Annotated in this window: 26 protein-coding genes and 1 tRNA gene; 21 read left to right on the top strand and 6 right to left on the bottom strand. The window is 63.6% G+C overall.

The features are described from left to right. Nucleotides 1-26 precede the first annotated feature (26 nt). Nucleotides 27-221 (top strand): hypothetical protein, encoded by a 195-nt coding sequence (locus FHS69_RS04410; protein WP_067469820.1) that lies wholly within the window; start codon nucleotides 27-29, stop codon nucleotides 219-221. A gap of 9 nt (nucleotides 222-230) precedes the next feature. Here FHS69_RS04410 and FHS69_RS04405 read toward each other — a convergent pair whose 3' ends face one another. Continuing rightward, complete coding sequence (locus FHS69_RS04405) at nucleotides 231-1568, bottom strand: MFS transporter (RefSeq protein ID WP_166776687.1); 1338 nt, start codon at nucleotides 1566-1568, stop codon at nucleotides 231-233. A 114-nt stretch (nucleotides 1569-1682) separates the two neighbouring features. Between FHS69_RS04405 and pgsA the strand changes: the two genes are divergently transcribed. Next, nucleotides 1683-2276 (top strand): CDP-diacylglycerol--glycerol-3-phosphate 3-phosphatidyltransferase, encoded by a 594-nt coding sequence (gene pgsA / locus FHS69_RS04400; protein WP_067469826.1) that lies wholly within the window; start codon nucleotides 1683-1685, stop codon nucleotides 2274-2276. 139 nt (nucleotides 2277-2415) lie between these two features. Continuing rightward, complete coding sequence (locus FHS69_RS04395) at nucleotides 2416-2787, top strand: PilZ domain-containing protein (RefSeq protein WP_341801664.1); 372 nt, start codon at nucleotides 2416-2418, stop codon at nucleotides 2785-2787. Between the two features lie 12 nt (nucleotides 2788-2799). Here the strand turns inward: FHS69_RS04395 and FHS69_RS04390 are convergent, their stop codons facing one another. Genes FHS69_RS04390 through rnd form a run of 3 tightly spaced genes read right to left on the bottom strand, consistent with a single transcriptional unit; the run spans nucleotide 2800 to nucleotide 5189 of the window. Beyond that, nucleotides 2800-3036, bottom strand: a complete 237-nt coding sequence (locus FHS69_RS04390) for a hypothetical protein (RefSeq protein WP_130586368.1) — start codon at nucleotides 3034-3036, stop codon at nucleotides 2800-2802. A 46-nt stretch (nucleotides 3037-3082) separates the two neighbouring features. Further along, nucleotides 3083-3979 carry a LysR substrate-binding domain-containing protein gene (locus FHS69_RS04385; protein ID WP_067469835.1) on the bottom strand — a complete coding sequence of 299 codons (897 nt, stop codon included), beginning with the start codon at nucleotides 3977-3979 and terminating at the stop codon, nucleotides 3083-3085. A 7-nt stretch (nucleotides 3980-3986) separates the two neighbouring features. Then, nucleotides 3987-5189 (bottom strand): ribonuclease D, encoded by a 1203-nt coding sequence (gene rnd / locus FHS69_RS04380; protein ID WP_067469838.1) that lies wholly within the window; start codon nucleotides 5187-5189, stop codon nucleotides 3987-3989. Nucleotides 5190-5573: 384 nt separating this feature from the next. Here rnd and FHS69_RS04375 point away from each other — a divergent pair, with 384 nt between their 5' ends. From FHS69_RS04375 to FHS69_RS04335, 9 genes are all read left to right on the top strand, one after another. Beyond that, nucleotides 5574-6284 (top strand): cupin-like domain-containing protein, encoded by a 711-nt coding sequence (locus FHS69_RS04375; RefSeq protein WP_166776684.1) that lies wholly within the window; start codon nucleotides 5574-5576, stop codon nucleotides 6282-6284. Nucleotides 6285-6403: 119 nt separating this feature from the next. Next, on the top strand, nucleotides 6404-8191 hold the full coding sequence (aspS, locus tag FHS69_RS04370) for an aspartate--tRNA ligase (RefSeq protein WP_166776683.1): 1788 nt from the start codon (nucleotides 6404-6406) through the stop codon (nucleotides 8189-8191). A 66-nt stretch (nucleotides 8192-8257) separates the two neighbouring features. Next, nucleotides 8258-9244, top strand: coding sequence for a hypothetical protein (locus FHS69_RS04365; protein ID WP_166776682.1), 987 nt, complete (start codon nucleotides 8258-8260; stop codon nucleotides 9242-9244). A 106-nt stretch (nucleotides 9245-9350) separates the two neighbouring features. Next, on the top strand, nucleotides 9351-9587 hold the full coding sequence (locus FHS69_RS04360; protein WP_006834437.1) for an acyl carrier protein: 237 nt from the start codon (nucleotides 9351-9353) through the stop codon (nucleotides 9585-9587). A gap of 93 nt (nucleotides 9588-9680) precedes the next feature. After that, nucleotides 9681-10940, top strand: coding sequence for a beta-ketoacyl-ACP synthase II (gene fabF, locus FHS69_RS04355; RefSeq protein WP_151885617.1), 1260 nt, complete (start codon nucleotides 9681-9683; stop codon nucleotides 10938-10940). Nucleotide 10941: 1 nt separating this feature from the next. Beyond that, entirely contained in the window at nucleotides 10942-11913 is a 972-nt protein-coding gene (gene mltG, locus FHS69_RS04350) for an endolytic transglycosylase MltG (protein ID WP_166776681.1), read from the top strand. After that, nucleotides 11910-12440: a 2'-5' RNA ligase family protein gene (locus FHS69_RS04345; RefSeq protein ID WP_166776680.1), complete on the top strand. Its 531-nt coding sequence runs from the start codon at nucleotides 11910-11912 to the stop codon at nucleotides 12438-12440. Before mltG ends, FHS69_RS04345 begins: the two co-directional genes overlap by 4 nt. Before the next feature lie 26 nt (nucleotides 12441-12466). Beyond that, on the top strand, nucleotides 12467-13162 hold the full coding sequence (locus FHS69_RS04340; protein ID WP_166776679.1) for a cyclic nucleotide-binding domain-containing protein: 696 nt from the start codon (nucleotides 12467-12469) through the stop codon (nucleotides 13160-13162). 67 nt (nucleotides 13163-13229) lie between these two features. Then, nucleotides 13230-13306: transfer RNA gene (locus FHS69_RS04335), tRNA-Met, on the top strand. A gap of 12 nt (nucleotides 13307-13318) precedes the next feature. Here the strand turns inward: FHS69_RS04335 and FHS69_RS04330 are convergent. Then, nucleotides 13319-13606 (bottom strand): hypothetical protein, encoded by a 288-nt coding sequence (locus FHS69_RS04330; protein WP_166776678.1) that lies wholly within the window; start codon nucleotides 13604-13606, stop codon nucleotides 13319-13321. A 51-nt stretch (nucleotides 13607-13657) separates the two neighbouring features. Beyond that, nucleotides 13658-14326 (bottom strand): OmpW/AlkL family protein, encoded by a 669-nt coding sequence (locus tag FHS69_RS04325; protein ID WP_166776677.1) that lies wholly within the window; start codon nucleotides 14324-14326, stop codon nucleotides 13658-13660. 141 nt (nucleotides 14327-14467) lie between these two features. Between FHS69_RS04325 and FHS69_RS04320 the strand changes: the two genes are divergently transcribed. The 9 genes from FHS69_RS04320 (at nucleotide 14468) to ccoS (ending at nucleotide 23050) form a co-directional block, all read left to right on the top strand. Then, nucleotides 14468-15169: a helix-turn-helix domain-containing protein gene (locus FHS69_RS04320; RefSeq protein WP_166776676.1), complete on the top strand. Its 702-nt coding sequence runs from the start codon at nucleotides 14468-14470 to the stop codon at nucleotides 15167-15169. A gap of 79 nt (nucleotides 15170-15248) precedes the next feature. Beyond that, complete coding sequence (gene ccoN, locus FHS69_RS04315; RefSeq protein WP_166776675.1) at nucleotides 15249-16922, top strand: cytochrome-c oxidase, cbb3-type subunit I; 1674 nt, start codon at nucleotides 15249-15251, stop codon at nucleotides 16920-16922. Between the two features lie 13 nt (nucleotides 16923-16935). After that, on the top strand, nucleotides 16936-17700 hold the full coding sequence (ccoO, locus tag FHS69_RS04310) for a cytochrome-c oxidase, cbb3-type subunit II (RefSeq protein WP_166776674.1): 765 nt from the start codon (nucleotides 16936-16938) through the stop codon (nucleotides 17698-17700). Then, nucleotides 17697-17861: a CcoQ/FixQ family Cbb3-type cytochrome c oxidase assembly chaperone gene (locus FHS69_RS04305; RefSeq protein ID WP_063507159.1), complete on the top strand. Its 165-nt coding sequence runs from the start codon at nucleotides 17697-17699 to the stop codon at nucleotides 17859-17861. Before ccoO ends, FHS69_RS04305 begins: the two co-directional genes overlap by 4 nt. Continuing rightward, nucleotides 17851-18762 carry a cytochrome-c oxidase, cbb3-type subunit III gene (gene ccoP / locus FHS69_RS04300; RefSeq protein ID WP_166776673.1) on the top strand — a complete coding sequence of 304 codons (912 nt, stop codon included), beginning with the start codon at nucleotides 17851-17853 and terminating at the stop codon, nucleotides 18760-18762. The genes FHS69_RS04305 and ccoP overlap by 11 nt, the downstream gene beginning before the upstream one ends. After that, complete coding sequence (gene ccoG / locus FHS69_RS04295) at nucleotides 18749-20332, top strand: cytochrome c oxidase accessory protein CcoG (RefSeq protein ID WP_166776672.1); 1584 nt, start codon at nucleotides 18749-18751, stop codon at nucleotides 20330-20332. Before ccoP ends, ccoG begins: the two co-directional genes overlap by 14 nt. Further along, complete coding sequence (locus FHS69_RS04290) at nucleotides 20329-20778, top strand: FixH family protein (RefSeq protein WP_166776671.1); 450 nt, start codon at nucleotides 20329-20331, stop codon at nucleotides 20776-20778. The genes ccoG and FHS69_RS04290 overlap by 4 nt, the downstream gene beginning before the upstream one ends. Further along, nucleotides 20775-22898, top strand: a complete 2124-nt coding sequence (locus tag FHS69_RS04285; protein ID WP_166776670.1) for a heavy metal translocating P-type ATPase — start codon at nucleotides 20775-20777, stop codon at nucleotides 22896-22898. Before FHS69_RS04290 ends, FHS69_RS04285 begins: the two co-directional genes overlap by 4 nt. Then, nucleotides 22895-23050: a cbb3-type cytochrome oxidase assembly protein CcoS gene (ccoS, locus tag FHS69_RS04280; protein WP_166776669.1), complete on the top strand. Its 156-nt coding sequence runs from the start codon at nucleotides 22895-22897 to the stop codon at nucleotides 23048-23050. The genes FHS69_RS04285 and ccoS overlap by 4 nt, the downstream gene beginning before the upstream one ends. Nucleotides 23051-23172: the final 122 nt, after the last annotated feature.

The following is a 23172-nucleotide window of genomic DNA, read 5'->3' as shown; positions in this document are numbered from 1 at the left end:
GGTTAAGAAAGCGTTAACCCTGCCGTATGCGACGCGCCTTAGTCCTGACCAACGAGTCCGCCCGCCACTGGTTTCGCGCCAGCCTGCCGCAACGGCGCTCGGCGTTTGCCGATGTGCCCGCTACCGGCGCTGTCGACTGGCGACTGACCGCGCAGGATGTCCGCGGCATGGCGACGACCTATTTCGCCACCTTCGCGGCAGTGTTCGCCTTCATCATCTGACCTGGCGGCTCAGATGCGCATCGCGGCGGCCAGTTCGGCCGCCGCGTTTTCCGCTGCCACCAGGCGCTTGCCGAGCCACGCCGAGAACAGGCACATACAAGCGCATAGCAGCACCTGCTCGGTGATAGGAATGCCCACCGCGCTCATTCCCATGGCGACCAGCGAGCCGGCGACCATCGCGCCCGAATTCACGATGTTGTTCGCGGCAATGGTGCGCGATGCCTTGTCGGGAGACACGCGGGTGGTGAGAAAGGCGTAGAGCGGCACGACGAACATGCCCCCGGCGATCGCGATCCCCAACAGGCACAACAGCAGCACGGTAGCCATCGGCCAGGCGATAAACTCCTGGACGCTCAGCAGGCTGGTGGGCTGGTCCGCTTCCCACAGCTTGGCAACGACATAGAAGGCCACCACGAACACGCCCATCACGATAACCGAGATCGGCGAATAGCGCGCCGAGACGCGCCCCTTTAGCAGCGCGTTGATCGCGACCGAGCCGATCGCCACCCCGATTGAGAATACCACGAGGAACAGGCTCGCGACCTCGGGGCTGGCCATGATGGTGTTCTTCGCCAGCGGCGGGAACTGGATGAACAGCACAGCGCCGATCGTCCAGAAGAAGCTGATCGCGAGGATTGCGTAATAGACCTCAGCATTGTGCATCGTGTCGCGCACCAGCTTCACCGAAGCGCGCAGGATATGCCAGTCGAGCTTCTCGACCTCGCCCATGGGCGGGGCGGGGGGGACCTGACGACTGACGAGATAGCCGATGCAAGCGGTCACGATGATGCCGATCGCCGCCCAGCCGGTATGCTCTACTGCCAGAGGGCCAGCGAGGATCGTGCCCGCGAGGATCGCGATATAGGTTCCTGCCTCGACCAGCCCGGTGCCCGCCAGCACCTCGTCCTTCTTGAGGTGCTGGGGCAGGATCGCGTATTTGATCGGCCCGAGGAAGGTCGACTGGACCCCGGTGAGGAACAGCGCCAGCAGCAACAGCGGGATCGCGACCGCATGCACCAACGTCCCCTGCCACGCCATGTAGAGACCCGCCGCGCCAATGCACATCAGGCCGATTTCGCACAATTTCACCGTGCGGATGATCCGCGCCTTGTCGCGCATATCGGCAAGTTGCCCGGCCAGCGCCGAAAGAAGGAAGAAGGGCAGGATGAACAGGCCGGAAGCCAATCCGCTGAAGGTCGCCTCGGTGCTTTCGTCGTTATAGACCGCGTAGACGACAAACAGGACCATAGTGGTCTTGTAGAGGTTGTCGTTGAACGCGTTGAACAGCTGCGTGACGAACAGCGGCAGGAACCGCCTGCGGCGCAGCAAATGCGTGGATGTAAACATGTCCCCCCGGGGCGAAACCCATTCGTGCCGGCGAGTCTAATGCTATCGCCATGGCGGACAAGGAAATTGAGCGGCTTTTGCGACGGGACGATTGCCGCTAGGCAAGCGCGCACGATGCTGACGCTGCCCAATATCCTCACGCTATCGCGCATCTTCGCGATCCCGCTGCTGGCCTACTTCCTATGGTGGCCGGGCTGGGAAATGGGCTACCTGCTCGCCTTCGGGCTTTATTGCCTGATGGGGGTGACCGACTATTTCGATGGCTATCTCGCGCGGACCAGCGGGACGGTATCGAAGCTGGGCATCTTCCTCGACCCGATCGCCGACAAGATCATGGTTGCGGCGGTGATCCTCGTGCTTGCGGCGCAGGGTGTGCTGCGCGGGCCGTATGTAGGCGATGCGCACGTGATCGCAGGCCTGATCATCCTGATGCGCGAAATCGCGGTTTCGGGGTTACGCGAATTCCTCGGGCCGTTGCAGGTCTCGGTGCCGGTGTCGAAGCTCGCCAAGTGGAAGACGACTTTCCAGATGGTTTCGCTCGGTTCGCTGATCCTGGGGCAGGGACTTCCCGGATGGACCATCGCCCTGGGCGAGATCGACGCCAATGTCCCGCACACGGTCGGCCTCGCCACGCTCTGGGCTGCAGCCGTGCTGACTGTTATCACCGGTTGGGACTACCTGCGCGTCGGTCTCAAGCACATGGATTGATCAGTTGCTCGATCTGCAGGATTGGTCCCGCAAAACCATCCTCGGCGCGCTAAGGCATTTGCCGTAGCTTCGATTTGACGAACAATTTGCTGCGGGATGCGAATACCGTCGTGGGATCATACGACGGGAGGACCCAGCGGTGTACGCGGAAGAGAAGCGGGCGGAATCGCGCTATGAATTGTCATCGAAGGCCAGATTGCGCCAAGGCAAGGTCCGGCATCCGGACGCAATCGTGCTCGACCTCTCGCAATGTGGCTGCCTGATCGACCATCGCCATTTTCATCTCACACTCGGCACCATCACGGTTACACTACCGGGCTTCGAAGCCTTTAGCGGCCTGGTGAGATGGATTGAGGGACAGACCGCCGGTGTGTGGTTCGATCGACCGCTGCACCCCGCGATCGTGGATCATATCACCGGGCTGTTTCCGCGCGAGCGGCCTATGGCGCGTGCGAACACGATGATCTCGCACGCATGTCTGCAGGGCCGCCCCCGTTCGGTCCTGCTCTAAGGCATCGACGGATCAGTATCCGCCCGGCGGATCGCTGGCGGGGAAACTTTCGTCGAGATCTTCATCGACTTCGGTCCATTCGCCATCGCATCCGTCGCGCATCGCGCCGGGCCCAGCATCGCGGACGTCGGTATGGAAATCATGCGGCTGGCCTTCGGCATAGGCGGCATTGCGCGAGCCTGACTTGCCAGAAAGCAGCTTCGTGCCGAGATATCCGACCAAGCCCAGTCCGATCAATCTCCAGAACATGGCGTTTGTCTCCTGATGCCAAGCCACCCAAGCGCTCGCTGGCATTCTAACCGGCGCGCAGCTCTTCGGCCAGCAATTCGAAATCGGCGCGGCGGGGAGAGTTCTTGCGCCAGATCAGGGCGATCTCGCGCGTCGCCGTCTTGCTCTTGAGCGGGCGGGCGACGACCTGCGTCCCGTCGAGGATCCCCGCGTCGACCGCCATTTTGGGCAGCATGGTGAGGCCGAGGTCATTGTCGACCATCTGCACCAGCGTGTGCAGGCTGGTCCCGATCATCGTGGCGGACGCGCGCATTTCCGGCCGGTTGCAGGCCGCGAGCGCGTGATCCTTGAGGCAGTGTCCATCCTCGAGCAGCAGTAGCCGGCCCTCGTCGATCATGCTCGGCGGGACGAAGTCGGGCGGGTCGCGCGGATCGTCCTTGGGAAAGGCGACGTAGAGTTCGTCATCGCCGATATGCGCCATTTCCACCTCGCCCGTGGCGAAGGGAAGCGCCAGCAGCACGCAATCGACCCGGCCATGCTGCAGCGATTCGACCGCGTCGTGGCTCGTTTCCTCCCGCAGCAGCAGCTCGAGGTCGGGCCGTTCGCGTCGCAACCGCGGGAGGAAGCGCGGCAGCAGGAAGGGGGCGATGGTGGGGATCACGCTCATGCGCAACTGCCCGGCGAGCGGCTTGCCGGCAGCCTGCACCAGATCGGCGAGTTCTTCCGCCTCGCGCAGGATGCGATGCGCCTTGTCCACGACCTGATTGCCAAGCGCAGTGAAGCGCACCACGCGGCGGCTGCGTTCGACCAGAGTTACACCGAGCAGCGATTCCAGTTCGCGGATGCCGGCCGACAACGTCGATTGCGACACGAAACTTGCATCCGCCGCACGACCGAAATGGCCATGCTCGTGCAGCGCAACCAGATATTGCAGCTGCTTGAGCGTGGGGAGGTAGGTGCTCACGCGCGCGCTATTCCGCGGCCTGCGCTTCGACCATGCCCGCGTGGAGCTCATCGACATGGGTCATCAGCAGGCGTCCGTCCTTGACCGCGAAGGCAAGGCGTCCCTCGACCAGTTCGAGCGCATCCTTGCCGAACACGTCGTAGCGCCAGCCTTCGAGTATCTTGAGGTCGCGCACGCCCGCAGCGAGAGCTTCCATCTCGTCAGCGCGGGTCAGCAGCCGCGCTGCGACATCGATCTCGCGCGCACGGATCTTGAGCAGCAGCTTGAGCAAATCAGCAACCAGCGCGCCTTCCTTGCCGAGCGGAGCGCCACGCTTGGGTTTTTCGGGCATCTCGGATTTGGGCAGTGGTTCTGCCTTGTCCAGTACCTTGAGAAGACGCTTGCCTATATCGTTGTCTTTCCACGCGTTTGACAGGCCGCGCACCTTGGTGAGATCAGCCTGCTTCTTCGGCGGATGGCTAGCGATATCGGCCAGCGTTTCATCGCGCATGATGCGGCCGCGCGGGATGTTCTTGTGTTGGGCTTCGCTCTCGCGCCACGCGGCGAGCGCCTTCAGCCGGCCCAGCACCGCAGGATTGCGCCCGGGCGAGCGAATACGCTTCCATGCGATCTCGGCATCGTTGGCGTAGTTTTCCGGATCGGCCAGCTTTTCCATCTCGGCATCGAGCCAAGCACCGCGGCCGGTCTTGATCAGCTTTTTCAGGATGCGGGGGAATATCTGCGCCAGATGCGTCACGTCGCCGATCGCATATTCGATCTGGCGTTCGGTCAGCGGGCGACGGCTCCAGTCGGTAAAGCGCGCACCTTTGTCGATCGTCAAGCCGAGCCAGCTCTCGACCAAATTGGCATAACCGATCTGCTCCGACTGGCTGATCGCCATCATCGCGATCTGTGTGTCGAAGATCGGCTGCGGGGTCTTTCCAGTAAAGTTGTAGACGATCTCGACGTCTTGCCCGCCGGCATGGAAGACCTTGAGCACTTCGTCATTGTCGCACAGCAGTTCCCATAGCGGAGAGAGATCAATGCCCTCGGCCAGCGGGTCCACCGCTGCCGCCTCCTCCTCATTGCCGATCTGCACCAGGCACAGCTCGGGCCAATAAGTGTTCTCGCGCATGAATTCGGTATCGACGCAGACGAAGTCGCTCTTCGCCAGCCGCTCGCACAGTTCGGCGAGCGGTGCGGTTTCGGTAATCAGTTCGTGTATTTTCATCGTGTCTTTTCGTTGCTTGCGGGCGGAGTGCCGCCCTCGGGCCGTGGCCCATTTTGTGGTGCGGGTTCGTCCCGCGGGGGCAGGCTAGCCGCTTTCGCACACCGCCTGCAATCGCATGCGCTGTACTGTGCACCGCTATGCTGGCCGCCGCTTTAGACTTGCCATGATGGGGGTCAAGCAGGTCTTAACGCCTGGCTGCTATCCGCACCGCCATGAGCCGGATGGAACTGCAGCACGCGTTCGAACAGGGCGCTGCCACGACGCGCTTCGAACGCGCGCCACTGTGGCAGGCATATCCGCAATCCGCGCAATCGATAACGCACTCGCTCCGCGCAATCGATAACGCACTCGCTGTCCGCCGATCCCGTGTTCGACTGGGGTAGCTTGGCCGACATCCTTGCCAACGGTGACCGATCATTGATCGAGGTACGCGAGGACACGCCCGGGGGTCGTTTCAAGGTTCGCCGCGACCTGCCCACCGACCTGCGGCCCATGGTGGCGGAACTGGCAGGGGCGCGGCGCTGGATCATGCTGCGCGAATTGGACCGGTGGCCCCAATTCGCACCATTGGTCAGCGACATTCTCGCCGCGATCGAGCCGGTCGTGCAACTGCGCACCGGACCAGTGCTGCGCCCGACCGCCTTTCTCTTCGTCAGCTCGCCGGGGCTGGTGACCCCACTGCATTTCGACCCCGAATTCAATATCCTGTTCCAGATCGCGGGAAGCAAGCGGTTCACCCTGCTGCCCGAGGAGGCCGGTTTGCCGTCGCGGGCGGACAACGAGCGGTATCATCGCTGCGGCGACAATCTGCTCGAATGGTCGCCGCATATGGCGGATCAGGCGATGCATTGCGATCTCGTGCCGGGTGCCGCGCTTTATGTCCCGTTCAAGGTCCCGCACACGGTGCGGGTAGGGGATGTGCCGTCGATATCGCTGTCGATTACCTGGCGCTCGCGCGACAGCCTCATGCAGGACGATGCCTGGGCTATGAACGGCGTGCTCGCACGATGCGGGATGCGGGCTCCGCCTCCGGGCGAGAGGCCATGGCTACGCGCCGGCGTACTGCGCGCCTTGCGGCGCGCGCGGATTGCCTAGTCCGCAACCAGACGAATCTTGACAAAACCGCCCTCGATGGCTGTTAGGGGCGCGCTTTTGCGCGGCGCCTGCTTGCGCGCGCGGTTTCATTCCATTTCGGCAGAAAGATCGACCTTTTCATGCACGCCTATCGTACCCATACCTGCGCCCAGCTGACCAAGGACAATGTCGGCGACACCGTTCGCCTGTCGGGCTGGGTGCACAACAAGCGCGATCATGGCGGCGTGCTGTTCGTCGATCTGCGCGATCATTACGGCATTACCCAGATCGTCGCGGATGAAGACAGCCCGGCGCTGCCGATCCTCGACCGGATCAAGCTGGAATCGGTGGTCACCATCGACGGCACGGTCAAGGCGCGCGCGGATGTGGCGGTCAATGCAAACCTGCCGACGGGAGAGATCGAGGTCTTCGCGCGCGAGGTAAGCGTGCAGAGCCGCGCGGAAGACCTGCCGCTGATCGTGAATTCAGCGGAGGACTATCCGGAGGAAACGCGCCTCAAGTATCGTTTCGTCGACCTGCGCCGCGAGCGGGTGCATGCCAATATCATGCTGCGCAACCGAGTTATCACCTCGCTGCGCCGCCGTATGACCGACCAGGGTTTCAGCGAGTTCCAGACGCCGATCCTCGGCGCCTCGAGCCCCGAGGGCGCACGCGACTACCTCGTGCCCAGCCGCCTCCACCCGGGCCGCTTCTACGCGCTCCCGCAAGCGCCGCAGATGTTCAAGCAATTGCTGATGGTCGCCGGCTTCGATCGCTATTTCCAGATCGCGCCGTGTTTTCGCGACGAAGACCTGCGCGCAGACCGCAGCCCCGAATTCTACCAGCTCGACTTCGAAATGAGCTTCGTCACGCAGGAGGACGTCTTCCAGGCTATCGAGCCTGTGCTGGCGGGCGTGTTCGAGGAATTCTCGGGCGGCAAGAGCGTGACCCCGGCTGGCGAATTCCCGCGCATTCCCTACGCCGAAGCGATGCTGAAATACGGCAGCGATAAGCCCGATCTGCGCAACCCGCTGATCATCTCGGACGTGACCGAACACTTTGAGACTTCGGGCTTCGGCCTGTTCGAGAAGATCGTGGGCGGCGGCGGGCGCGTGCGCGTGATCCCCGCGCCGAACACGCATGAGAAGAGCCGCAAGTTCTTCGACGAGATGAACGACTGGGCACGACGCGAGGGTTTCGCCGGGCTTGGCTACGTCACTCGCAAGGGCGGCGAATTTGGTGGCCCGATCGCCAAGAACCACGGCCCCGAAGGCATGGAAAAGCTCTATGCCGAACTCGGCCTGGGCGAAAACGACGGCCTGTTCTTCGCGGCGGGTAAGGAAAAGGACGCCGCCAAGCTGGCGGGCGCCGCGCGCACCCGCGTGGCCGAAGAGCTGGGCCTGATCGAGGAAGGCTGCTTCAAGTTCTGCTGGATCGTCGATTTCCCGATGTTCGAATATGACGAGGACGCGAAGAAGATCGACTTCAGCCACAACCCGTTCTCGATGCCGCAGGGCGAGATGGACGCGCTGGAAAACCAGGACCCGCTCGAGATCAAGGCGTGGCAGTACGACATCGTCTGCAACGGATACGAGCTGTCTTCGGGCGCAATCCGGAACCACCGTCCGGACATCATGTACAAGGCTTTCGAGATCGCCGGCTACGGCCAGGCCGATGTCGACGAGAACTTCAGTGGCATGATCGAAGCGTTCAAGCTGGGTGCGCCGCCGCACGGCGGTTCGGCCCCCGGTATCGACCGCATCGTGATGCTGCTGGCGGACGAGCCGAACATTCGCGAAGTGATCGCCTTCCCGCTCAACCAGAAGGCGCAGGACCTGATGATGGGCGCGCCCAACCTCGTCAGCCCGCGCCAGCTGCGCGACGTGCATGTTCGCACTGTGGAAGCTCCGAAGCCTGACAATAGCTGACGCAATCGTTCATGACAGCGTCACCGCGCTGATCTAGCCTCCCCCTCGCAAACACGGGGGGAGGGAATGCGGACATTTGCAGGTTTTGCGCTGGCGGGATTGGCGCTCGCCGTTCCGGGAACAGTCACCGCTGAAGTGCTGACCGTCGAAGGCGTCTATGCAGCACGCCAATCCGGCGCGGTCGAAGTTCGGGAGATCGCCGTCGAGCGGTTCGGCGGCGATGTGGGCGAGGAACTGGCGATCGCGCTGGCGGATCGGCTCGAGGCCGTCCGTCTCGATCGCGAGCCCTACTTCACGATCCTCGCGGGACAAGCGCGCCGCTACGGCGACAGCACCGGCGAGACCGCAGCGAGAGATTATGGCGCGGCGATCATGCGCGGGACCGCGAGCGGCGAAATCCTCGACATCAGAGACGGCACCAAGAAGCGCACACGCTGTGTCCGCCGCGACGAGCGCAAGAAATGCGTCGAGGAAAAGGTCGAGGTCTATCGATGTCGCAAACTTGCGGTCCGCTTCGATCCGTCGGTCCGGCTGATCGCGCGCGAAGGCGGCACGCTCTATGCGGCGAATGACACCCTGGCCCGGACGCAGCGCTATTGTGACGACGATAAGAGTGAACCGTCAGCCAACGCCATGATGCAGGAGATGGTCGACGAATTCGCGGTCCGCGTGCGGTATGATCTCGCGCCCGAGTACCGCCGCGAGAATGTGCGGATCATGGAAAGCAGGAAAGGGCTGGAGCGCGAGGATTCCGCAAGTTTCAAGGATGCGGTACGCCTCACCAAGACCGACCAGGCGGAGGCCTGCGGGCAGTTCGAGGCGCTGCTCGCCGCCAATCCCGACCACGGCTCGCTATTGTTCAACGCCGGGCTTTGTGCCGAGCGCGAGGACCGGCTTGAAGATGCAATACCGCTCTACGAACGCACACTGGCGGGCAGCAATGGCCGCGACTACGCGCGCGCCGGGCTTGATCGCGTCGCCAGCCGGCTCCGCGCGGAGAGGCAATTGGACCGCCGCTACCCGCCGGATTCTCCTGTCGAAGCCGCGAATTGAGAAGAGGGGCTTTGCCGGGCATGTGTCGGCAGCCTCTTGCGCTTGCCAGCGGCACTCATTAGGGCGGCAGGCAATTCACAAACCCCCAAATCTGAGAGGGACAAAAATGAGCGATACTGCCGACCGCGTGCAGAAGATTGTCGTCGAGCACCTCGGCGTCGAGGCCGACAAGGTCACCCAGGAAGCCAGCTTCATCGACGATCTCGGTGCAGACAGCCTCGACATCGTCGAGCTGGTGATGGCTTTCGAAGAAGAGTTCGGCGTTGAAATCCCCGACGATGCGGCTGAGAAGATCACCACCGTCGGCGACGCGACCAAGTACATCGAAGAGCACAAGGGCTAAGCCCAGCGCTTTCGATTTCCCGCCGTCGTGCGGGACCGGACAGGCCCGACCCGATAGCGGGCCGGGCCTGTTGTCTTATCTGCGGAGAATTGCATGCGTCGTGTGGTCGTTACCGGACTGGGCCTCGTCACCCCCCTTGGCGGTGATGTGGAGACCTCTTGGAAGAACCTGATCGCGGGCAAGAGCGGGGCGGGGCAGATCACCCGTTTCGACACCGAGGGCCAGAAATGCACCATCGCCTGCGAAGTGAAGCCCAAGGATCACGAAGACGGTTTCGATCCCGACAAGCGCGTCGATCACAAGGTTCAGCGCCAGGTCGATCCCTTCATCGTCTATGGCATCGATGCCGCCGGACAGGCGCTCGAGGACGCGGGTCTCGACGACATGGACGATGCGCTCAAGCTGCGCACGGGCGTCTCGATCGGGTCGGGCATCGGCGGCCTGCCGGGGATCGAGAAGGAAAGTATCGTGCTGCATGAACGCGGCCCGGGCCGCGTCTCGCCGCATTTTGTCCACGGCCGGCTGATCAATCTCATCAGCGGCCAGGTGTCGATCAAATATGGGCTGATGGGCCCCAACCACGCGGTGGTCACTGCCTGTTCGACCGGCGCGCATTCGATCGGCGATGCCGCGCGTATGATTGCGCTGGACGATGCCGATGTCATGCTGGCGGGCGGTGCGGAAAGCACGATCAACCCGCTCGGCGTAGCGGGCTTCGCGCAGGCGCGCGCTCTCAACATGAGCATGAACGACCGTCCGACCGAAGCGAGCCGCCCCTATGACCGCGACCGCGACGGGTTCGTCATGGGTGAGGGCGCGGGCGTGGTGGTGCTCGAGGAATACGAGCACGCCAAGGCCCGCGGTGCGACGATCTATGCCGAAGTGGTCGGCTACGGCCTTTCCGGTGATGCCTATCACGTCACGGCGCCCCATCCCGAGGGCAAGGGCGCGGAACTGGCGATGCGCATGGCGCTGAAGAAAGCCGGTCTCGCTGCCGGCGATATCGATTACGTCAATGCGCACGGCACCTCGACCATGGCCGACACGATCGAACTGGGCGCGGTCAAGCGCGTGCTGGGCGACGATCTTAGCGGCGCATCGATGAGCAGCACCAAATCCGCCATCGGCCACCTGCTCGGCGGCGCGGGCGCGGTGGAGGCAATCTTCTGCATTCTCGCGATCCGCGACCAGATCGTCCCGCCGACGCTCAATCTGGACAATCCGGACGAGGGTACCGAGGGTGTCGATCTCGTGCCCAAGCAGGCCAAGCAGCGCGAAGTGAAGGCGGCGCTCAACAACAGCTTCGGCTTCGGCGGGACCAATGCCTCGCTGATCGTCAAGAAGGTCGACTGACGTGAAGAAAGCCGGGTGCCTCCTCGCGGGCGTCCTCTCGCTGGTCCTGGCCATCGGCGCGATCTGGTTCCTCGCCGGTTGGTGGGGCAGTTCCGAGATCGAGGAGGACACCAGTTTCATCGTCCCAGCGGGCGCCAGTCTGACCTCTGTTGCGGACAAGCTCGGAGAAGAAGGGCTGATCGCCGACCCCGAGGGTTTCCTGCTTCGCGCCAAGTTGCTCGGATCGTCCGACCCGATCATGGCGGGAGAATTTCTGCTGCCTGCGGGGGTGAGCAATGCGACCATCCTCGATACTTTCCAGCATGGCGAGGTGATCCGTCGCTTCGTGACCATCCCCGAGGGCCTGCCCTCGGTCATGGTTCACGAACGGCTGATGGCGGAAGAACACCTGACGGGCGAAATCCCGGTCCCGGTCGAAGGTTCGGTCCTGCCCGACACTTATGATTTCGAGCGCGGCGAGGCGCGCAGCACAGTGCTCGCGCGGATGCAGGCCGCGATGCAGAACTATCTCGCCGAAGCGTGGCCCAAACGCGCTTCGGACATCGCGGTCGACAATATCGCCGATGCCGTGATTCTCGCTTCGATCGTGGAAAAGGAAACCGGCGTGGCGCGCGAGCGCCGCATGGTCGCGGGCCTCTACTCCAACCGGGTCAAGGATGGCATGTTGCTCCAGGCAGACCCGACGATCATCTATCCCATCACCAAGGGAAAGCCGTTGGGACGACGCATCCGCCAGTCGGAAATCGCGGCCATCAACGATTACAATACCTACACGATGGTAGGCCTGCCGAAGGGACCGATTACCAATCCCGGGCGCGAGGCGATTGCGGCGGTGCTGAACCCGGCAGAAACAAGCGCGCGCTATATGGTCGCCGATGGAACCGGAGGGCACGCTTTCGCGGAAACGCTGGACGAGCATAACCGGAACGTCGCCAAATGGTTCGAGATCCGCCGTAAGCGCGGGGAAATGTGACCGCACCCGGTGACGTCCCGCTGATCGTCACAGCGCAATTGCCGCGCGAATTGCACGCGCGCTTCACCGCCCTGCGAACCGCACATTTCCCGCCCGAACGCAACTATCTCGAGGCACATGTCACGCTGTTCCACGCGCTGCCCGCGATGTGCGAGCGGGAAGCGTGCACGCTGTTCAAGCGGCTGGCCGCCGAATTTGCCTCGGTGGAGGCGCGCGTCGAGGGGATCATGCCGCTGGGCGGCGGCACCGCGATCAAGCTGTCGAGCCCGGCCATGCTCTCGCTCCGCGACCTGATCGCGGAGCATTTCCGCGGCATGCTGACGCAGCAGGACCAGCATCGGCCGCGCCTGCACGTAACCATTCAAAACAAGGTGACGGGCAAGGAAGCCAAGGCGCTGCAGGCCCAGCTTGCGGGCACCATCATGCCGCAACCATTCGCCTTCCACGGTCTGGAACTGTTCCGTTATCGCGGCGGCCCATGGGAACCGGTAAAGGCATTTGCATTCCGCGGGCGAGCCGCGCCATAAGGGCGCAACCGGGGGAGTATGTGGCAATGGCGGGACTCGCTGGATTGTTGGCTTACGCGGCCGCGCTGGCGGCGATCGGCGCGATGGCGGCCACTTCGATCCGCCAGCTGCGCTATATCATGCTGCTCGCCGGGATCGGCGGCTGCGCGCATTTCGCGCTGATCGGGCAGATCGGCTGGGCAATCATCGCCTTCGTCTTCGTTGCGGTCAACGCGATCCAGATTTCGGTGCTGCGGCGACGCGCGCGGCGCGGCGCCATGCTCGAGGAAGAGGTCGGCCTGTTCGATCGGCTGCTCGGCATAGAGGATCCCGGACGGCAGCAAAGATTGCGCGACCTGATGCAGTGGCGCGACGTGGAAGCAGGCGCGGTGCTCATGCGACAGGACCAGCCCGACCCGCCATTGGTCTATGTTGCGCGTGGGGCAGCGCGCGTCGAATGCGACGGCCGGGTGGTGGGGACCTGCGGCCCGCAAGAATTCCTCGGCGAAATGAGCCTTGTCTCGGGCCAGACTGCTTCGGCTACGGTAATCGTCACCGAGCCCACCCGCGTGGCGACTTTCGACCGCGACGCGCTGGCGCATTATGCGCGCGCGGTGCCCGAGGTCGACACCGCATTGACACATGCCCTCAACCGCGGCCTCGCGGCCAAGGTGCGGCGAATGAACGAGGCCGCAACGCAGCCCGGTGACAAAATCGCACCCGAGCCGCAATTGCGCGGTTGACCGCGCGCGCCGACCGCCCTAAACGCGCCGCCTGCCGAGCGGGCTAGTGCCCCGGCAGGCCTTTCGGGGCGGAGTAGCTCAGGTGGTTAGAGCAGCGGAATCATAATCCGCGTGTCGGGGGTTCGAGTCCCTCCTCCGCTACCAAGTTGAAACTTCTCACGCGTCACATGCGCCGAAGAACTCGTCGATCTCCGTATCGCTGGTATGGGAGGGGATGGTGATCGTTTCGTCGCCATAAGATACGCTAAGCGCCGCTCCTTCGCTATAGGCTTTCATTAGGGGGCCCTGCGGGGCCGTGGTTACTTCTACCGCCATTCCAAGCTGGGTCTCGCGTGTCTTAATCGAGAGTTGCTGGTCGAGGTTTCCGGCTTTGAGCGTCACCGTGTCTAGTTGTTGCGAGACGACTTCCGGGCGATTGAATGACACCAAAACCGTCTCGCCCATGGCCCGGGGGCCAAGGCTCTCAGGTTACAGGCTACTTCTGCCTGGCTTGGTTCAGAAACGATAGCTTACGCCAGCGCTCAATACCCAAGGGTCGAGCTTGTGCTCGGTTTCGATCGCCAGCGTATCACCGGCATACCAGCGCGCGGTCGTGTCGACGAAGTAGCGCTTAGCGTCGATCGTCAGGCCGAGACCGCTGTCGCCAAGTGCAAAATCGGCCCCTGCCTGAAGCACGAGGCCGAATTCGTCCGATAGCGTGGTGCGCGTTACCCCGAGCGGAATGGTCTCCGCCCCCGGTTCGACATCGACCCACCAAAAATAAGTGGCCCCGGCACCGAGATAGGGTTTCACACCGCCGAGATCGAAATGGTACTTCGCGGTGAAGGTCGCGGGGATGACCTTGGCGTCGGACACCAGTTCGGCACCCGGCAGTCCGGCCACCGCATCGACATCATGCTGCGTCACGCAGCAGATCGTCTCGATCGAGAAATTCGGCGACGCGAAATACTCGATTGCCAGCGTGGGTACGAAATTGTCGCTCGCCTCGGTCTGCGTCGCGGCGGGAAGGCCCATGATATCCGTGTTGATATCGGTGATTTCGCCATCGGGTGCGACAAGGGTGCCGAGCAGCTTTACCTGCAGCTTGCCATCGTTGTCCGCGGCCTGGGCAGGTGCGGCGAACATTGCCGTACCGGCCAGCGCAGCTACCAGTAACTTTTTCATTCGATCGTCCTCGAGCGCGGCAGTGGCCGCCCCATGCGGCCCAGGGATGTTGCAGCGCTCAGACGCCTGTGGCGCGGAAAATTTCTGCGGGCATTGATCTGGGTCAAGGAAGCGCCGGCCTATCGGGGCGAGGGCGGCTTCATGATTACACCAGCCGAACCCTTCCAGCGATTTGCCAACCGGATACTCCCCGCAAATCTGTCGGATACCGTATACTTCCGGTTCCAGGCGCTCGGCCGATCGAGCCAGCTCGCCAAAACCCATTCGCTGGATTTCGCGGGGGCGGGCCAGCAGATCGTCTTTGTGGTCGACGGGGCCATCAAGCTGGTGGCGCACGCGTCAGCGTCGCGCGACCAGATCGTCGCTTTCCAGTTCGCCGGCGAGGTCTTCACTGTTCCCGGGCCCGACAATTATTCCTACTCCGTCAGCGCGCTCAAGGACTGCGACATTCTGGCTTTCGACTCGGCCGAATTCCTCCGGCTGGCATCGAGCGAAGCGGGGGTCCTTCACCATTTGCTGGAAAACACCACGCTTTCGCTGCGCCGGTGCCGCGAGAAGACGATCGCGCTCGGCCGCAAGACGGCGGGCGAACGCATTGCCGTGTTCCTGATCGGGATGGCCGAGCGGATCGGGGCCGAGCAGGACGGCCGGCTGGTTCTCGAATTGCCGATGTCCCGCCGTGATATCTCGGACAGTCTCGGGCTCACAATCGAGACCGTCAGCCGTCAGCTATCGAAGCTCAGGGACGACGGGGTGATCGAGACGGTGGGCCGTTCAGGCGTGATTTTGAATGCCGTGGAGAGCCTCCGTGACCGGGCGGGCTTCCTGCGCGAGGCCGCGTGAAATCTTTTCCGAATTTGATCTGGGTCAATGATCTTCGTGGGCGGTCCGCTTAACCCCCTGCAAAAGGACGGAGAATTCTATGCAAGCGGAAACGGCGCTGGGCCGGGTGGGCCTGTGGTTCCTGGTCATGCTGGCTGCGATGGCGGCGGCGCTGGGCGCGGCGGACAGCGGTTTCGCGGCGCACGCCTGGATTATCGCGGCCCTTGGCTTCGTGATGATCTGGGTCAGCGCGTCGCGGTTCGACCCGCTCGGCAAGGCGCGGGGCTTCTTCAAGCTTCCCGACGGACCTTCGCGGTATGACGACGATCCCATTCGCTGGGGTGTCATCGCCACGATGTTCTGGGGACTTGCGGGCCTTCTGGCGGGTGTTTTCATCGCCGCTCAGCTGGCGTTCCCGCAGCTCAATTTCGAACCCTATCTCAACTTCGGTCGACTGCGCCCGCTGCACACGAGCGCGGTGATATTCGCTTTTGGCGGCAACGCGCTGCTGGCGACCAGCTTCTACGTCGTGCAGCGCACCTGCCGTACGCAGCTGGCGTTTCCCAATCTCGCGCGGTTCGTCTTCTGGGGCTATCAGCTGTTCATCGTGCTGGCAGCGACCGGCTATCTGCTCGGGATTACCCAGTCGCGCGAATATGCCGAGCCCGAGTGGTATGTCGACCTGTGGCTCACGATCGTCTGGGTCGCTTACTTCGTGGTTTTCGTGGGCACGCTGGCGCGCCGCAAGGAACCGCATATCTACGTCGCCAACTGGTTTTATCTCGCCTTCATCGTCACAGTGGCGATGCTCCACATCGTCAACAACCTGGCGATGCCGGTGAGCCTCCTGGGCACCAAAAGCTATAGCGCATTCGCTGGGGTGCAGGACGCGCTGACGCAGTGGTGGTACGGCCACAACGCGGTCGGCTTCTTCCTTACCGCAGGCTTTCTGGCGATGATGTATTACTTCGTCCCCAAGCAGGCCGAGCGCCCGGTCTATTCCTACCGGCTGTCGATCATCCACTTCTGGTCGCTGATCTTCCTCTACATCTGGGCGGGCCCGCACCACCTTCACTACACCGCGTTGCCCGACTGGGCGCAGACGCTGGGCATGGTCTTCTCGATCATGCTGTGGATGCCGAGTTGGGGCGGCATGATCAACGGGTTGATGACGCTCAACGGGGCGTGGGACAAGGTCCGCACCGACCCGATCATCCGCATGATGGTAATGGCGCTCGCCTTCTACGGCATGAGCACCTTCGAAGGACCGATGCTGTCGATCAAAAGCGTCAACAGCCTGTCGCACTACACCGACTGGACCATCGGCCACGTGCATTCGGGCGCGCTTGGCTGGAACGGCATGATCACTTTCGCCTGCGTCTATTTCCTCGTGCCCCGGTTGTGGAAGCGCGAACGGATGTATTCGCTGCGCATGATCAACTGGCACTTCTGGCTCGCAACGATCGGCATCGTTTTCTACGCCGCGAGCATGTGGGTTGCGGGCATCATGCAGGGCTTGATGTGGCGCGAATACGGGCCTGACGGTTATCTGGTGTGGTCCTTTGCCGACAGCGTCGCCGCCATGTTCCCGATGTATGTCATGCGCGCCGCGGGTGGCCTGATGTACCTCGGCGGTGCCCTTATCATGTCCTACAATATCTGGATGACGCTGGCCGGAAAGCAGCGTGTCGAAGCTCCGCTCAACGACGCTGCCTACGATCCCGAAGCGGATCGTCCGATCGTCAACCAGCCCAGCGCCGTTCCGGCCGAATAGGATCACCCAAGCCATGACCGATCCCATCGTCGAAGAAACCGTCAAGGGCCACAAGCGGCTCGAGCGCAACATCACCCTGCTGGCCATCGGCACTTTCGTGACCGTAGCCATCGGCGGTCTCGTCCAGATCACGCCCTTGTTCTATCTCGACAATACCATCGAGGAGGTCGAGGGCGTGCGCCCGTACACCCCGCTCGAACAGGCAGGGCGCGACATCTACATCCGCGAGGGTTGCTACGTGTGCCATAGCCAGATGGTCCGCCCGTTCCGTGACGAGGTGGAGCGCTACGGCCATTACAGCCTCGCTGCCGAAAGCATGTACGACCATCCGTTCCAGTGGGGCTCCAAGCGCACCGGACCCGACCTGGCGCGCGTGGGTGGCCGCTATTCCGACGAATGGCACGTCCAGCACCTCGAGGATCCGCAGAGCGTGGTGCCCGAAAGCGTCATGCCGCAATACGGCTTCCTCAAGGAGACTGAACTCGAAATCGGCGATCCCGAAGCGACCATGGTGGCGCTCATGCGGGTGGGTGTGCCCTATACCGAGGAAGACTTGGCGAATGCCGAGGCCGATATGCTCGCGCAGGCGGATCCCGATCGCGATCCCGGCGATCTCGCGGCGCGCTATCCCAAGGCGCAGATCCGCGATTTCGACGGCAATCCCGACAAGCTGACCGAGATGGATGCGCTCATCGCCTATCTGCAGATGCTAGGCACGCTCGTCGATTTCGACAGCGCCGCACCGCTCGAGGAACTGGCCGAGGAGAAGGGCCGATGAGCATCTACGAAACCCTGCGCCACTTCGCCGACAGCTATGCGCTGGTGCTGATGCTGGCGCTGTTTGTGGGTCTGTGCGCCTGGCCGTTCCGACCCGGCGCGAAAGAACGCAATCGCGACGCAGCAAACCTGATCTTCGAAGGAAAAGCCGATGGCGAATAAGCGCATCGACCAACCGACCGGCACGCCCACCGTCGGCCATGAATGGGATGGCATCGAAGAACTCGATACGCCGCTGCCGCGCTGGTGGTTGTGGACCTTCTATCTGACGATTGCCTTCGCGGTGGGCTATGTGATTGCCTATCCCGCCTGGCCCATGATCGACCGGGCGACCGAGGGCGTGCTGGGCTGGTCGAGCCGGGGGGAACTGGCAGAGGAAATGAGCGCTGCCGACCAGGCCCGCGCTACCATGCGCGAGCAGCTGGCCCGCATTCCTATCGAACGCCTGCCCGAGGACGGCCCGCTGATGCAGCAGGCGGTTGCCGGCGGCGCAGCCGCGTTCCGCGTCAATTGCGTGCAATGTCATGGTTCGGGCGCGGCGGGCAGCCAGGAACTCGGCTATCCAAACCTCAATGACGACGACTGGCTGTGGGGCGGCGATCTCAAGGCGATCGAATACACGCTTGCACATGGCATTCGCCAGGCCGGCGACGACGAGACCCGTAGCAGCGTCATGCCGCCCTTCGCGGGCGCGTTCGATACCGCCCAGCTCAATGCCCTGACCGATCACGTCCTCGCCTTCAGCGGCAAGGCCGAGAGCAATCCGGTGGGGGCACGGATCTATGCTGACAATTGCGCTGCCTGCCACGGCATCCGCGGGGAAGGGGACCGGGCGCAGGGTGCACCCACTCTCAACGATGCGATCTGGCTGCGGGGTAGCAGCCGTGAGGCGATCAAACAGCAGATCCTCGACCCGCGTATGGGCATGATGCCCAAGTGGGAGGGCCGGCTCGATCCGGTGACGCTGAAGATGCTGGCTGCCTATGTACACTCGCTCGGGGGAGGCGAAGACTTCGTGGAAGTTGCCGAGGATCCCGAGGTAGCGGTCGATGAACAACCCTGAAGACAACAGGCCACCGGGGGAGCGCGACTGGTCGGTAGTCGTCGAGGACGGTATCGCCAAGAGCAACCAGCCGGTCTCGAGTGCGGTTGCCGATCCTGCGGCGACGACGCGTCGCCACGAACCGCACGAACCCGCGCGAGAGCACCTGCCCGAACGGCTCTACGAGCCGCGCAAGGCAGTGCACAACAAGCGGATCGACGGGCCTTTCCGCCGGTTCAAATGGCTGGTGATGCTGGTCACCCTTGGGATCTACTATGTAACGCCGTGGATCCGCTGGGACCGCGGTCCCTACGCGCCCGATCAGGCCGTGCTGGTGGATCTCGCCAATCGCCGCTTCTACATGTTCAGCATCGAGATTTGGCCGCACGAATTCTACTTCGTGGCCGGGCTGCTGATCATGGCGGGGATCGGCCTGTTCCTCGTGACCAGCGCCGTGGGTCGCGCATGGTGCGGCTATGCCTGTCCGCAGACGGTGTGGACGGACCTTTTCCAGCACGTCGACCGCTTCGTCGATGGTGATCGCAATGCACGCATCCGCCTTGACGCGGCACCGTGGACCTGGAGCAAGGTGGCGCGCCGCGCCTTCAAGTGGAGCATCTACCTGTTCATCGGGTTCTGGACCGGTGGCGCGTGGATCATGTATTTCGCTGATGCGCCCACGCTGGTCGAGGATTTCTGGCGCGGCGAGGCGGCATCGGTTGCCTATATAACGGTCGCGGTGCTGACACTGACTACGGTCACGCTGGGCGGCTTCATGCGCGAACAGGTGTGCATCTACATGTGCCCCTGGCCACGCATCCAGACGGCGATGATGGACGAAAAATCGCTGCTGGTGACCTACAAGGACTGGCGCGGCGAGCCGCGCGGAAGCGTCAAGAAGGCAGCGAAGAACCCCGACCGGTTCGGCGACTGCATCGATTGCACCCAATGCGTGCAAGTGTGCCCGACGGGGATCGATATCCGCGAAGGACCGCAGATCGGGTGTATCACCTGCGGGTTGTGCATCGATGCCTGCGACCGGGTCATGGACGATATCGGACGCCCGCCGGGTTTGATCGATTATGCGACGCTCGAAGATTGCGAGCGCGAGGCAGCCGGCGAGGCCGTGAAATCGCCCTGGCGCACGCTGCTGCGGCCGCGCGCGATCGCCTATACGATGATCTGGGCTGGGATCGGCGGAGCACTGTTGTTTGCGCTGGGTACGCGCAGTCATACGGAACTGACCGTCGCCCCCGATCGCAACCCGCCCTTCATGCTCATGTCGGACGGGTCGGTGCGCAACTCCTACACGCTCAAGATCCGCAACATGGAAAGCCGCCCGCGCGCCATGGAGATTGCGGTCGAAAGCCTGCCCGGCGCTCTCATGTGGACGGACACGATCAACCGCGACGAGGCCTCCGCCACACAGCGGGTGACAGTGCCGGCCGATCTCGTGCGGGCAGTGCGCGCCTATGTCGCCGTACCGGCTGGCACCGCCGCGCAGCAATTTGAATTCCGTATCACCTCGCTCGATGAGCAACGCGAAACGGATGTGGTGGAAACGCGCTTCGATGCGCCGGAGGATGAATGATGCGCCGGGAGTTCACAGGACGGGACATGGCCATGATCATGGTCGCCGGTTTCGGGGTCGTGGTTGCGGTGAATTTCTACATGGCCTCGCTCGCCATCGGCGGTTTCGGTGGCGTGGTGGTCGAGAACTCCTATGTCGCGAGCCAGAAGTTCAATGGCTGGCTCGAGGAGGCGCGCGAGGGCCGCAAGCGTGGCTATACTGCGCAGATGGCGCGCGCCGCGGACGGCAGGCTGATGGTAACGACGCAGGGTGTGCCGCCGGCGGCACGCGTCTCTGCCGATTTGCGGCGACCGCTCGGCCGGCCGCAGGACATGTCCTTGCAGCTGGGGCAGGCGGGGGCGGGCAGCTATATCTCGGCCGAAACCCTGCCCGAGGGCCGCTGGATCGCGCGCGTTAGCATCGCCGTAGGTGACCAGCGCTGGATGGATGAAGCGGAAGTGCAATGAATGCCCCGCTCGCACTCGACACGCAGGGTAGCATGCCCTTGCGCGACAGCCGGTTCACCGTGCCGGGGATGCGCTGTGCCGGGTGCATATCGAAGATCGAGCGCGGGCTGGCGAAGCTCGAAGGTGTCGACGCGGCGCGGGTGAACTTCTCCGCCAAGCGTGTCGCCGTCCGTCATTACGCGCGGCTGGGTGAGAATGACCTCGTCGAAGCGATCGCTGCCATCGGGTTCGAGGCCCAGCCGGTGGCCGACAATCCGATGGCGCGCGACGACCGCGAAGCGGCGGCGCTGATGCGGGCGCTCGCCGTGGCCGGCTTCGGCATGATGAACATCATGCTGCTTTCGGTCAGCGTATGGTCGGGCGCGGAAGGGGTCACGCGCGACCTGTTCCACTGGCTGTCGGCGATGATTGCCGTGCCGGTGGTGGCCTATGCCGGCCGGCCCTTCTTCGCGAGCGCAGCCATGGCACTGCGCCACCGACGCACCAACATGGACGTGCCGATCTCCATCGGGGTCCTGCTGGCGACGGGCTTGAGCCTCTACGAGACCATCGCGGGCACGGGCCATGCCTATTTCGACAGCGCGGTCATGCTGCTGTTCTTCCTGCTTGCCGGGCGCGCGCTCGACGCGACGATGCGCAACCGGACGCGCGCAGGGATCGGAGCCCTGCTATCGCGGATGGGTCGCAGCGCGATGGTCCTCGATGAGAGCGGAGCGCATCGCACCGTCGCTGCGGAGGATCTCGAGCGGGGCATGCTGATGATCGTCGCGGCGGGCGAGGCGCTCGCAGCCGATGGCGTGATCGAGGAAGGCGAGACGACGCTCGACAATGCCATGCTGACCGGGGAAAGCGCACCGCAGGCGGCACGGGCCGACGATACGGTTTATGCCGGGGCGATCAATCTTGGGAATGCAGTGCGCGTGCGGGTGACAGAGGCCGCTTCGGATACGGCGCTCGCGGGGATCGCGCGGCTCATGGACGAGGCGGGCCAATCACGCAGCCACTATGTCCGCATCGCGGATCGCGCATCGCGGTTTTACGCCCCGGCGGTGCACTCGCTTGCGCTGCTGGCCTTTGCCGGATGGATGATCGCCGGGGCGGGATGGTACCAGTCGCTGGTAATCGCGATTGCGGTGCTGATCATCACCTGCCCTTGCGCAATGGGGCTCGCGGTTCCGGCAGCTCAAGTCGTGGCGTCAGGGGCGCTCGCCAGGAACGGCCTGCTGGTCAAGGATGGCAGCGCGCTGGAACGGCTTGCCGAAATCGATACCGCGCTGTTCGACAAGACGGGCACGCTGACCGTGGGCGAGCCGGTGCCCGAACTGGGCCATCTTACCGACCGGCAGGCAGCGATCGCCCTGGCACTTGCCCGCACCAGCCGCCATCCGCTGAGCAAGAGCATCACCCGCGCGCTCGAAGGGCGCGGCGTGCAACCCGTCGACTTGTCGGGTGTGCAAGAAACGGGCGGCAACGGTGTCTCCGCTGTCTTCGGCGGTATCGCAGTGGCGCTCACCCGCCCCGATACCGGCGGGTTCCGTATCGCTACCGGACTGCGCATCGGCGACGAGGTCACGAATATCGCGTTCGACGACCCCGTTCGGCACGATGCCCAGGTGACATTGGACGAACTTGCCGCTGCGGGCATTGAAAGTACGGTGGTATCGGGTGACAGGGCGGCGCCGGTGAGCGCGGTCGCCGGCGACCTGGGGCTCGAGTGGAAGGCCGAACTTCACCCCGACGCCAAGCTTGCGCATATCGAAAAACTCAAATCGGCCGGGCATTACCCGCTCATGGTGGGGGATGGCATCAATGACGGCCCGGCGCTGGCCGCGGCGCATGCCTCGATAGCCCCGGGCAGTGCCAGCGACGTGAGCCAGCAGGCAGCGGATGCGGTCTTCCTCGGCCGGTCACTGCGCCCTGTCGTGCTGGCGGTACGGGTCGCCCGCCGGACCATGCGGATCGTGCGCCAGAGCTTCACTTTCGCGATCGTCTACAATGTCTTTGCCGTGCCGCTGGCGCTGGCCGGTTTTGTAACACCCTTGATCGCAGCGGTGGCGATGTCGCTCAGCTCGCTCGTGGTAGTCGGCAATTCGCTCAGGCTTGCCAGAGCGGCGCAATGAGCGGCCTCGCCTTCCTTATTCCGATTGCACTGGGGCTCGGCATGCTCGGGCTCACCGCGTTCTTCTGGGCCATGAAGCGCGGCCAGTTCGAGGACCTCGATGGCGCAGCGCAGCGTATACTGATCGACGAAGAGGACGAGGACGAACGATGAACGGCCCCGTTCTCTCCGGTATCCTCGTGCTGTTGCCGCTTGCGGTCGGGCCGCTGCCGCAGCCCGCGCGAACCATCACAGCCAAGCTTTGTAACGGGGGGGCGGTGGAAATCCCCATCGAT

The organism is Qipengyuania flava (assembly GCF_011762005.1).
Lineage (GTDB): Bacteria > Pseudomonadota > Alphaproteobacteria > Sphingomonadales > Sphingomonadaceae > Qipengyuania > Qipengyuania flava.
Note: the sequence above shows the minus strand (reverse complement) of the source record. Positions and strands in the feature narration are given on the sequence as shown.